This is a genomic window from Phenylobacterium sp. (assembly GCF_037138395.1).
Classification (GTDB): Bacteria; Pseudomonadota; Alphaproteobacteria; order Caulobacterales; family Caulobacteraceae; genus Phenylobacterium.
Genome location: NZ_JBAXIM010000076.1, coordinates 1 through 11,753 on the forward strand (window position 1 = coordinate 1; position 11,753 = coordinate 11,753).

An 11,753-nucleotide genomic window follows, 5' to 3' on the forward strand; every position below is an offset into this window, starting at 1 on the left:
CCATGAGGCCGGCGGGTTCGCAGAGGCACCCCGCCGGCGGTCCACCCGGACGGTGGACCCGCGCGTTTGGCTCTACGCGATACTGTTCAACCTCGCTCGGCGGCGAGGGTGCTCACGGATGCGTTGATTGACAGTTCCGGGCCCGGGCCAACACTCCTGGGCCACACTGGGGGATTCCTGATGAAGACTCTTGCCCGCACTGCCTCGCGGATGGCCCTGGTGCTTGGCCTCGCCGCCGCCCTGCCCGCCGCCGCGCACGCCCAGGATGCGCCCAAATGGGATGTTGCCGCACCGCCGGGGATGAAGGTGCGTCAGGTGCCGATTGCGGTCGAGGAAGGCACCTGGATGAACCTGGATGTCAGCCCCGACGGGCGGACCCTGGTCTTCGACCTGCTGGGCGACATCTACACACTGCCGATCGGCGGCGGCACGCCGACGCGCATCTCCGAAGGCCTGCCTTACGAAACCCAGCCGCGCTTCTCCCCCGATGGCCGGCGGATCGCCTTCACGTCTGACCGGGGCGGCGGCGACAACATCTGGATCATGAACCGCGACGGCAGCGACAAGCGCCAACTCACCAACGAGAGCTTCCGCCTGCTCAACCAGCCAAGCTGGAGCCCGGATGGCCAGTACATCGTGGCCAAGAAGCACTTCACCACCCAGCGCTCGCTCGGAACGGGCGAGGTCTGGATGTACCATGTCTCTGGCGGCGACGGGGTGCTGCTGGTCAAGCGCCCGAGCGAACAGCACCAGAAGGAACTGGGTGAGCCGATCTTCGCGCCCGATGGTCGCCACGTCTATTTCACGCGCAACACCACGCCGGGTCCGTCCTTCCAGTACGCGCAGGACAGCAACAACGCGCTTTTCGGGATTGATCGCTATGACCTCGAGACCGGCAAGACCGAGAGCGTGATCGGCGGCGAAGGCGGCGCGGTGCGTCCCACGCCTTCGCCCGATGGCAAGAAGATCGCCTATGTCCGCCGCGAGGCGACCCAGCCGCGGCTCTATGTCCGCGACCTGACCACGGGCGAGGATCGCAAGATCTATGACGCCCTGGACATGGACATGCAGGAAACCTGGGCCGTGACCGGCGTCTATCCCAACATGGCCTGGACCCCGGATTCGGGCAGTGTGGTGATCTGGGCCGGCGGCAAGCTCAACCGGGTCGATCTAACCACGGGCAAGGCCACGGTCATTCCCTTCAGGATCGCCGATACGCGCGGCCTGATCGATCCTCCGCGCCCGCCTGTGGCGGTGGCACCAGACAGCTTCGAGACCCGGATGCCGCGGGGGGCCAGTGTCTCGCCCGATGGCAGGTCGGTGGTGTTCGAGACCCTCGGCAAGCTGTGGATCAAGCCGATGGCGGGCGGCGAACCGCGCCGCCTGACCCGTGACGAGGCCGCGATGGAGGCCTATCCGTCATGGTCGGCTGACGGCAAGACGCTGGTCTATGTCCGCTGGACCGACGCGGGCCTGGGCGAAGTGCGCACCCTTGCTGCCAGCGGTGGCAAGTCCACAGCCATCACCCCGGCCGGCCATTATGCCCGTCCGCGCTTCTCGCCCGATGGCAAGATCGTGGTCTTTGAGAAGGACCGCGGAGGTTTTCTTTCCAGCCCGCGCGGCTCGGCCGAGCCTGGTGTGTATCGTGTTGCGGCAACCGGCGGCCAGGCGACTCGCATCACCGACAAGGGCGGCAATCCCCAGTTCGGGACCGCCAATGACCGCATCTTCGTGGTTGAAAGTGATGCCAAGGAAAGCCGCCTGGTCAGCCTCGACCTCAATGGCGAGGCGCGCCGCGTCCATGCCAAGGGTGAACTCGTCAACGACTACCGCGTCTCGCCCGATGGCAAGTTCCTAGCCTTCCGCCAGAACTACCAGGCCTTCGTTACCCCCATGGTCCCCGGTGGCCAGGAGGTCTCGCTCTCCACCAAGGGCGGCGCCCTGCCGGTCGTCAAGGTCAGCGGTGACGGGGCTGACTGGATCCACTGGAGCGAAGGCGGCAAGCGGCTGAACTGGTCGCTTGGACCCACGGTGTTCAGCGCCGACCGGACTGTCATGTTCGCCGACGCCCCGCTGGCCAAGGGCGCCAAGCCCCCGACCTTCGAACCACCCAAGAGTGGGATTTCGCTCTCGATGCGGATTACCGCAGACAAGCCCAAGGGCAGCCTCGCGATTGTCGGCGCGCGCGTGGTCACCATGAAGGGCATGGATGGCGGCATCATCGACGATGGCGTTGTGCTGATCGAGCACGACCGGATCAAGGCCGTGGGCAAGCGCGGCGAGGTGGCCATCCCGGCCGGCACGCCGACACTCGACGCCCGGGGCAAGACCCTGATCCCGGGCCTGATCGACGCCCATGCCCACGGCCCCTACGGGATCGACGAGATCACCCCCCAGGCCAACTGGGCGGAGATGGTCAACCTAGCCCTCGGCGTGACCACCCGGCACGATCCCTCCAGCAGCGCCAGGACAGTGTTCCCGGCGCTGGAGATGGTGCGCGCCGGCAAGATCCTGGGCCCGCGCACCTTCTCGACCGCCGAGATTGTCTACGGTGCCCGCGATCCTGGCGTCTACGCCCAGATCGACAGTTATGAAGACGCCCTGGCCCACGTCCGCCGGCTTAAGGCCCAGGGCGCGCATAGCCTCAAGAACTATAACCAGCCCCGCCGGGAACAGCGCCAGCAGGTCACTGCGGCGGCCCTGGCCGAGGGGATGCGCTCGGTGGCCGAGGGCGGTTCGCTCTTCGGCTTCGACATGACCCTGATCGCCGATGGCAACACCACGGTTGAGCACAACCTGCCACTCGGCGTGTTCTACGAGGACGTGCTGCAGTTCTTCAGCGAGTCCAAGACCGGCTACACCCCGACCCTGGTGGTGACCTATGGCGGCCCGGCGGGCGACCCTTACTGGCGCTCACACACCGAGGTCTGGAAGCATCCCCTGCTGCAGAAGCACGAGCCGGCCGCGATTTTGACCGCCAACAATGCCCGCCGCGAGATTGCGCCGGACGGTGACTACAAGGACGATGACAATGCCCGCGAAGCCGCCAAGCTAGCGCGGCGGGGCGTGCCGGTCTCGATCGGCGCGCATGGCCAGGAGCCGGGTATCGCCGCGCACTGGGAGCTCTGGTCCTTCGCCCGGGGCGGAATGACCCCGGTCGAGGCGCTTCGCACGGGTACGATCGAGGCTGCGCGCAGCCTTGGCTATGATGCGGATGTCGGCAGCCTGGAGCCCGGTAAGCTGGCTGACCTGGTCGTGCTCGACGCCGATCCGACCCAGGACATCCGTAACTCCGACAAGATCAGCAAGGTCATGATCGGTGGCCGCCTGCTGGACGCCGCGACCCTCAATGAAGAGCTGACTGGCACCCGCAAGCGTCCTGCCTACTGGTGGGAAGGCCCGGATGGCGCCCAGGGCTATACCGGCCCGGCCGGCGGCGGCCTCAGCGCCCAGGCCGATCAGGACGATGGGTGAGCGGAGAGGCGGCGATGACCTATCCCATCGGGGTTAGGTCCATCCTCACCACCTGAGCCGACGGTACGGACTCCATCTGGCTTGAAGGGGTTCCTTCCCGGTGACATTGAGGCGTTGGCGGGAGAGAGCACATGGCTCTTGCGACAATCACCCTTGCGGCCAACGCCAGGCTTCTCGACATCCTCGCCGTCACCCGGAACTGCATCACGCCCTGAAATCTGTCAGGGCCCCGACGGACGCCCCGACTTCAGGTCCTGGAGTGCGCGTTTCATCCTCTGGTCGTAGTCCGCGGGGAATGAAAGGACGCCGGTGTTCGGGTCCCGCACCAGGCCCCGGACCTCCGGAGGCAGGCGGTACATCAGCCTGATCATGAGGTCGCTGGACACCCAGGGACTACCGCGGAAATATCCGTGCCCGCTCCCGGCTGAGATGGCCGGGGCGGCGGAGACGTCAATGTAGGAAATCCGGTCTGAGCGGCTCTTGAGAAGGTTGGCGAAGGGCACCGGGACCTTGTCGGGGGGCAGGGCTTCCCCAAGTCGCTCATGCCCCGTGATCTTCTCGGAGATCTGCAGGGCCTGGTCTTGTTTCGAGGCGTAGATGATCAGGTGCCGCGAGACGTCCAGGGCTCCGTCGGCCAGGTAGGCACCGAAGACCGACCGGTCGACGTCGCTCGAGATCAGGAAGACGTTTTCCAGCCTGGCACCATAGCGCGTGCCGCCTGTTCCCTGGCCGCGGTTCAGAAGGGCCATCTGCTCCAGGGTGCGCGCCACCAGGCGGGTGCCGGCGCTGTAGCCGATGATGTGGATCCGCTCGGCGGCCGTGTCGGTCTCCAGCATGTGGACAAGTTCCCGAAGATTGCGGGCCATGCCCATGGCGGTGTCGACATCACCCACATAGGCCGTCGCCTCGGGGGTCGACGGCCAGGAATAGGCGACGAAAACCCCTTCATAGCCCATGAAGTGCCACATCTCGGCCGCCACCAGGACGGGGTTGTCGAAGGCCACCTTGTAGCCATGGACATAGATGTAGACGTCCTTCTGGCGGGTGCGCTCGAGTCTGCGGTTGACCTCGGCGGCGAACCTGGCGGTGGCTTGGGCTGGCGGGGCAGCCTGCTGGCCCGGGTCCACATAGGGCGTCACGGATCGGTTGAGGAGGCCGTACTCCGTGACCCCGGAGACCACAATCGGGTAGTCCTTGGACTGGTTCTTGAGCAGAGCCATTTCCCGCGCCTGCCGCCAGGTGATGGCGGGATTGCTGACGCTGACCTGTGCTTCACCCAGGTGCACCACAAGGCTGCGCTCGGTGGTGTAGAAGTCCCCCGGCGCATTGCCTGCACTCTTCTGCCGGCCAGTGGCGTAGAGGATGCCGCCGTCGGGGATGTCACCTACCGGGCGATCATCCGCTGCCCGGTCGAAGGCCCCGATGTCGAAGGCGTCCGGTGCGGGCATGAGGGCGAGGGTCGGCGGCGCCTTGCCTGCGCAGGCCTGCAGGATCAGCCCGAAGGCCAGGACAGCTACCAGTCGGATCCGTCTGGGGGCGGGCATTCGGAGGCTCCTGCCGAAATTCGCTCCCAAGAGGTACAGGGCTCGCCGGACTGTGCAAGCCGGAGGTTCCCTCCGGAGGCGGTGTGGACGCAAAAAAAGAGGCCCCGCTGTCGCCAGCGGGGCCAGTCGGGGTTGCCTCGGGAAGAGGATCAGAAGCGCTTGCGCAGGGTGATGAAGGCCTCGCGCGGGGCGGCCGTCAGCAGGGTCTGGTTGTCACCCGAATAGCCGAAGCCGTTGGAGCCGATGGTCGAGACGTAGTCCTCGTCCGTCAGGTTCGTCACGTTGGCCTGGATCTCCAGGCCCTCGACCAGGCCCTCGCCCTGGAAGCGGTAACCAAAGGACAGGTCGGCCGTCGTCGTGGACGGGACCGATTTGTCGTTGGTGAAGGTGAAGTACCGCTCCGAGACGTAGTGGACATTCATCGTCGCGAACCAGCCCTCGTGTTCGAAGTTGACCTCGCCGTTGAGGAGATGCTTGGGCGAGTCCACCGTGGTCTTGCCGCTGATCTTCTGGGTCACGACGCCGGCGGCGCTGCGGATGTCGTCGTCGTAGGTGCTGTCGTTGTAGGCGTAGGAACCGAAGAGGCTCCAGTCGTCGTTCAGCTCGAACGTTCCCGCCGCCTCAAAGCCCATGGCCGTCACGCTTCCGGCGTTGGACAGGATGGTGGGGTTGCCGACAATGCCCGCGCCCGCCGACGTACCGATCAGGCGGTCGTCAAACTTGACGTAGTAGGCGGCCAGGACACCCTGGAAGCCACCCGCGCGATACCGCCAGCCGCCCTCGAAGGTCTGCGAGGTTTCGGGCTGGAGGCTGTTGCGGATGGCGTCGAAGCCGGCCTGGGTGGTGGCGAAGGGCGACAGGCCGGTGTGGGCTGCGGCGAAGGCCCGCATGTTCTTCGCGTAGCTGGCGAAGATTTCGCTGTCGTCAGACAGGGCCCAGGTTGCGCCGACCTGGGGCAGGAAGCCCTCTTCCGACTTGATGGAGCCGTTGATGACGGGCGATCCAATGCGCGTGACGGAGTCGCTCTTTACACTGACGGACTTGAAGCCGAAGTTGACCTTGAGTTGGTCCGAGACGGTCCAGACGTCCTCGATGTGGAAGACGCCGGTGTTCGTGCTGAAGTCGTAGGCCCACTGGGTGTAGAAGGGACCAGAGAAGAAGTTGAGCGCCGATGAGGGTGCGGACAGGTTCTGGCCGTAGTAGCGGCGGGCCTGAGAGAAGTCGTTGGTCTCAAACCAGCCCCCGGCGGAGATCCTGTGGGCGCCGAGGTCGAGGGCCGCGCCGACGACCAGGCCCTTCCGGTCGATGGAATACTCCGTCGTCCGGGTCGAGATCGGGGCGTTCTGGCTCGTCGCGCCGGGGACGTTGTTGTTCGGCGAAGCCACGTAGGGGGTGTACCAGGTGCCCTGGCCGTCATTGGTATGGCCGTAGACCGTGGCGCTGAGGTCGACGCCGCCCAGGGGCCCCGCGGCCGTCACCGCCCAGAGGTTGTCGTCGCGCAGGCCCGAGGCGTCATAGTAGGCGTCGTCGACGCACTTCACCTTGCCCGGATAGGGGTTGGCGCCGGAGCCCGTGTAGCAGCCGTTCCCGTCGAGGATGGGCTTCGATCCCGTGTAGTTGGAGGCGGTCTGATAGGCGCGGGCGATCTGGACCGCGTCGGCCCAGTGGCCGGTGTTGTTGTCCCAGTCGGAGCCCAGGCGCGAGATCATCTCCAGGGACAGGTCCTGGTAGTCGTTCTCACGGCGCTCGGAATAGTCGTAGAAGGCGCTGATCGTGAAATCGCCGATCGGCTGGACGAACTTCAGGTCGATCTGCTTCTGGTTCTGCTCGCCCTGGCCCTTCCACTTGTCGGCCTTCTGGTCGGCATAGCTGATGGAGCCCCGCCCGCCGCCGGGCAGTTCACCGGTGTCAGCGCGCAGGAAGACGCGGAGCATGGAGCTTGACCCCGCGGTCACCGCCACATCAGCGCCCAGGTCGGAAGAGGGTGTGCGGCTGGTGAACTTCAGGGCGCCACCGAGGTTTGAGGTCGAGGCGACGCTGAGCGCGCCGGAGCCCTGGGCCAGTTCCACACCCGCCAGGTCCTCGGTGGCGATGGCGCGGCTGATGTGCAGGCCGTTGTGGTTGCCATAGCTCATGTCGCCCAGCGGGACCCCGTCGAGGGTGAAGCCCAGCTGGTTCTGGTTGAAGGCCCGGATGGAGATGCGGGTCGACCACTCGTAGGCGCCGAAGGCGTCGGCGGACTGGAAGTTCACGCCCGGCAGCTTCTCGACCATCTTGATCGGGCTGGAGCCCGGCGCCGCCCGCTGGATCTCTTCGACGGTCAGGGTCTGGACCTGGCGGCTTTCGCCTTTGCCATAGATGATGAGTTCCTCGACGCCGGTTGCCTCGTCTGCAGCGCATGCAGCGGTCGCGGCGAGAAGGAGGGCGAGGGCGGATACGCCCGTAATAAGACCTGATTTCATGATGATCCCCAGTGCCAGCCGTTCTGTCGGCTGAGTCGGGTACAGGCTAGGGAGCGCCCGCGACACATCCGCGACCCTTGCGTGACAGTGTCCTGACAGTCCCCACCCATTGCGCCGGCCGGGCCGGAGGGCTATCTGGCGGGCCTTCTCATTCCTCGATCCGCGAGCCCGCAAGCCCCATGGCGCAGCAATACATTTTCCAGATGCAGGGCCTGACCAAGGTCTATCCTGGCGGCAAGAAGGTGTTCGAGAACATCTGGCTGTCCTTCTATGCCGATGCCAAGATCGGAGTGGTCGGGGTCAACGGGTCCGGCAAGTCGACCCTGCTCAAGATCCTTGCGGGCCGGGACAAGGAGTTCAACGGCGAGGCCAAGGCAGCCGATGGCGTGAAGATGGGCTACCTGGAGCAGGAACCCCAGCTCGATACAGCCCTCAACGTCCGCCAAAACGTGGAGTCCTGGTGCGAGGAGAAGCGCCTTCTCGCCCGGTTCAACGAGGTCGCCGGCCAGCTGGGTGAGGACTATACCGACGAGCTCATGGAGGAGATGACCACCCTTCAGGAGCAGATCGATGCGGGCGACATGTGGGACATCGATTCCAAGGTCGAGATGGCCATGGATGCCCTGCGCTGCCCGCCGGACGACTGGAGCGTGGAAAGCCTCTCGGGGGGGGAGATGCGCCGGATCGCCCTGGCGCGGCTGCTACTTTCGAAGCCCGACATGCTGCTGCTGGACGAGCCCACCAACCACCTTGACGCCGAGAGCGTGGCCTGGCTGCAGCATCACCTGGAGGCCTTCCCAGGCTGCGTCATCCTGGTAACCCACGACCGCTATTTCCTGGATCAGGTGACCAAGTGGACCCTGGAGCTCGATCGCGGCAAGGGGATCCCCTACGAAGGCAACTATACCGGCTGGTTGGAGCAGAAGACCAAGCGCATTGTCCAGGAGCAGTCCGAGAGCGATGCTCGCCAGCGCGCCATGACCCGCGAGCTGGAGTGGGTCCGGTCTGGCGCCAAGGCCCGCCAGGCCAAGTCCAAGGCCCGCCTTGCCGCCTATGACCGCATGGTCACCGAGCAGGAGAGCTCCCGCCACGCCCAGAGCTTCGCCGCCATCCAGATCCCGCCCGGACCGCGCCTGGGAAACCTCGTGCTCGAGGCCTCGCACCTGACGAAGTCCTACGGCGACAAGGTGCTGTTCAAGGACCTGTCCTTCAAGCTGCCGCCCAACGGGATCGTCGGCGTGATCGGGCCCAACGGCGCCGGCAAGTCGACCCTGTTCCGGATCATCACCGGCCAGGAACAGCCCGACGAGGGAACCTTCCGCCTCGGCGAGACGGTCAAGCTGGCCTATGTGGACCAGAGCCGGGACGCCCTGGATGGCAACAAGACCGTCTGGCAGGAAGTCTCCGGCGGCCTCGACATCCTTGCGGTCGGCAAGCGCGAGATCAACACCCGGGCCTATGTGGGTTCGTTCAACTTCAAGGGTGGCGACCAGCAGAAGAAGGTTGGCCAGCTGTCGGGCGGGGAGCGCAACCGCGTCCACCTGGCCAAGACCCTGACCACCGGCGGCAACGTCATCCTCCTCGACGAGCCCACCAATGACCTGGACATCGAGACCCTGCAGAACCTCGAGGAGGCCCTGGAGGAGTTCGCCGGCTGCGCCGTGGTGATCAGCCACGACCGCTGGTTCCTCGACCGCCTGGCCACCCACATCCTGGCCTTTGAAGGCGACAGCCACATCGAATGGTTCGAGGGCAACTTCGAGGCCTACGAAGAGGACAAGAAGCGCCGCCTGGGCGCTGACAGCCTCATCCCCCACCGGATCAAGTTCCAGAAGTTCTCGCGGTAGGGCGGACACCTGCCGCACCTCAATTCCTCCCCCAAGGGGGAGGTGGCCCGAGGCCCCGGCCCCGGGACGGAGGGGGTCAGCTGAGAGGCCGTTGACCCCCTCAGTCGGCTTCGCCGACAGCTCCCCCTTGGGGGAGCAATTAACGTGCGCGGTTCCTTCCCTCGGGAGGCGGTGGATCGGGGCACGGCATCCTGGATGGCGGGGGAACTCCGGTTGTCATCCCAGCAAAACCCACCGCGCCGATGGCGCTCGACCTCCGGGCCTCAACCTGCCGGCAGACGGGCCCGCGCCAGAGGGCTTGCGGCGCAGAGCAGGGGCAGGGTGAGGCTGAGGGCGGCGGCGGCCAGCATGGCCGTGCGTATGCCCGCCGCCTCTGCAAGCAGGGCCGCGCCCAGGGCGCCGACCACGGCCATGCCTCCAGATCCGGCCTGGAAAACGCCCGACACACGGCCCAGGTGATCGGCGTCGACCCGCACTTGGCGCAGGCTCGACATCAGGATCATGGCGGTGACGCCGAACAGGTCGCCCAGGAACTGGGTGGCGACCAGCACGGCCATACCGCCCTTCACGCCCGTAGGCGCAAGGCCGATGGCGAGATTGACCAGGCCGCCGAGCAGAAGGGCCAGGGTCAGGGTCCGGCCGGCCCCCAGCCGCCGCTCCACAATCGGCCCCGCCGCCGCCCCGGCCAGGGCGCCAATCCCCCCGCAGGCAATCGCGAGGCCCAGCAGGCCGGTGGGAAGGTGCAGGGTGCGCAGGGCGAACAGGACGTAGAGGCTCCCAAAGACCCCGCCGGTCAGGCCCCACGCCATCTGGATCAGGAAGAGGACGCGGACCTCCCGATCCGCCCAGGTCGTCCGGAATCCGGAGAGAAAGGACAGGCCCTCCGCCGGTGTCCTGGGTTCAGCTTCCGCGGGTCGCTCGCTGCGGATGCGTAAAAGCAGGAGGGCGGAGGCCAGCCAGGTCCCGGCCGTGGCAGCGACGGCCAGGGGCGCGGTGAGGGCCTGGAAGAGGACGCCGGCCAGGGCCGGGCCGCCGATCTCGGCGACGGAGTCCGTGGCTGACAGGCGGGCGTTCGCTGTGATCAGCCGCTCGGGGGCCACCAGTCCCGGCAGGATGGCATGCTCGGCCATGATGAAGACGGTGCTGGCGCCCGCGATGACGGTTCCCGAAGCCAGGATCATCGGCAGGCTCAGGAACCCCGTCAGGGCCGCCAGGGGAATGACGGCGAGGGCGGCGGCCCGCACCAGGTTCATGGCGATCAGGACCCCCCGGCGGGGCCGCCGGTCCACCCAGCCTCCAGCGGAAAGGCCGAGGATCATTGAGGCAAGGCCGGTCAGGGCGGCGAGGAGACCCAGGGCCGAAGGCGAAGCCGCTAGGGTCGTCACCGCAGCGATGGGCAGGCCTTCCCGGGCGATCCGCGCCCCGAAGGCCGAGACCGCCTGGGCAGCCCAGAGGCGGTTGAAGTCCTGCTCTCCCGCCCCTGTCGCCACCACCTTCACCCCGCCGGCGTGTAGCTGAGAATTGGCGCCAGCCAGCGTTCGGCGGTCGCGCGGTCCCAGCCCTTGCGGCGGGCGTAGTCCTCCACCTGGTCGCGGTCGATCCGGCCGACGCCGAAATAGTGGCTGTCCGGGTGGCTGAAGTAGAGGCCGGACACGCTGGACGGCGGGTCCATGGCGAAGCTCTCGGTCAGGGTGATCCCCGTCCGGGGCGTCGCCTCCAGCAGCCGGAAGAGCTCGGCCTTCTCGGTGTGGTCGGGCTGTGCCGGATAGCCAGCGGCGGGCCGGATTCCCCGGTATTTCTCGCCGATCAGGAACTCCAGGTCGAAGACCTCGTCCGAAGCATAGCCCCAGAGCTCGGTGCGGACCTTGCGGTGCAGGGCCTCGGCCAGGGCCTCCGCCAGCCGGTCAGCCAGGGAGGTGGCGAGGATGGCGGAATAGTCGTCACCGTCCTGGCGGAAACGCTCAGCCATCTCGATCTCGCCATGCCCGGCGGTGACGGCAAAGCCGCCCAGCCAGTCCGGCGGGCCGCCGACCGGGGCGATGAAGTCGGAGAGGGCCAGGTTCGCCCGGTCGCCGTCGTTGCGGACCATCTGCTGGCGCAGGCTGTGGAAACGTCCGGCGACCTCGGTGCGGGACTCGTCGGCATAGACGAGGATGTCGTCGCCATCGGCCTGGGCCGGCCAGAAGCCGACCGTCGCCTTGGCGGTCAGCCAGCGGCCCTGGATCATCCGGTCAAGCATCCGCCGGCCGTCGGCATAGAGGTCGCGGGCGGCCTGGCCGACGATGTCATCCTGCAGGATGGCCGGGAACCGTCCAAAGAGCTGCCAACTGGCGAAGAAGGGCGTCCAGTCGATGTGCTCGGCGAGATCCGTCAGGTCCCAGTCCTCGAAGGTCCGCAGGCCCGTGAAGGACGGCTGCGACGGGGTG

6 protein-coding genes are annotated in these 11,753 nt (G+C 66.9%); 2 read left to right on the top strand and 4 right to left on the bottom strand.

Going from position 1 to position 11,753, the window contains the following annotated elements:
• Positions 1-180 precede the first annotated feature (180 nt).
• Entirely contained in the window at positions 181-3,474 is a 3,294-nt protein-coding gene (locus WCJ52_RS07675; protein ID WP_336902718.1) for an amidohydrolase family protein, read from the top strand.
• A gap of 221 nt (positions 3,475-3,695) precedes the next feature.
• Here the strand turns inward: WCJ52_RS07675 and WCJ52_RS07680 are convergent, their stop codons facing one another.
• On the bottom strand, positions 3,696-5,018 hold the full coding sequence (locus WCJ52_RS07680) for an alpha/beta hydrolase (RefSeq protein ID WP_336902719.1): 1,323 nt from the start codon (positions 5,016-5,018) through the stop codon (positions 3,696-3,698).
• A gap of 149 nt (positions 5,019-5,167) precedes the next feature.
• The gene (locus tag WCJ52_RS07685) at positions 5,168-7,480 is read right to left on the bottom strand and encodes a TonB-dependent receptor (protein ID WP_336902720.1); all 2,313 of its coding nucleotides are present in this window, start codon (positions 7,478-7,480) and stop codon (positions 5,168-5,170) included.
• A 179-nt stretch (positions 7,481-7,659) separates the two neighbouring features.
• Between WCJ52_RS07685 and ettA the strand changes: the two genes are divergently transcribed.
• Entirely contained in the window at positions 7,660-9,327 is a 1,668-nt protein-coding gene (gene ettA / locus WCJ52_RS07690) for an energy-dependent translational throttle protein EttA (protein ID WP_336902721.1), read from the top strand.
• 263 nt (positions 9,328-9,590) lie between these two features.
• On the opposite strand, the gene WCJ52_RS07695 is transcribed toward ettA, so the two are convergent.
• Together WCJ52_RS07695 and WCJ52_RS07700 are read right to left on the bottom strand one after the other, a co-directional pair.
• Positions 9,591-10,817: an MFS transporter gene (locus WCJ52_RS07695; protein WP_336902722.1), complete on the bottom strand. Its 1,227-nt coding sequence runs from the start codon at positions 10,815-10,817 to the stop codon at positions 9,591-9,593.
• A gap of 5 nt (positions 10,818-10,822) precedes the next feature.
• Positions 10,823-11,753, bottom strand: a 931-nt coding sequence (locus WCJ52_RS07700) for a vitamin B12 dependent-methionine synthase activation domain-containing protein (RefSeq protein ID WP_336902723.1), incomplete at its 5' end; no start/stop codon positions are given.

Coding starts and splice junctions, on each gene's coding strand:
- WCJ52_RS07675 (WP_336902718.1), top strand. CDS start 181: ATGAAGACTCTTGCCCGCACTGCCTCGCGGATGGCCCTGGTGCTTGGC.
- WCJ52_RS07680 (WP_336902719.1), bottom strand. CDS start 5,018: ATGCCCGCCCCCAGACGGATCCGACTGGTAGCTGTCCTGGCCTTCGGG.
- WCJ52_RS07685 (WP_336902720.1), bottom strand. CDS start 7,480: ATGAAATCAGGTCTTATTACGGGCGTATCCGCCCTCGCCCTCCTTCTC.
- ettA (WP_336902721.1), top strand. CDS start 7,660: ATGGCGCAGCAATACATTTTCCAGATGCAGGGCCTGACCAAGGTCTAT.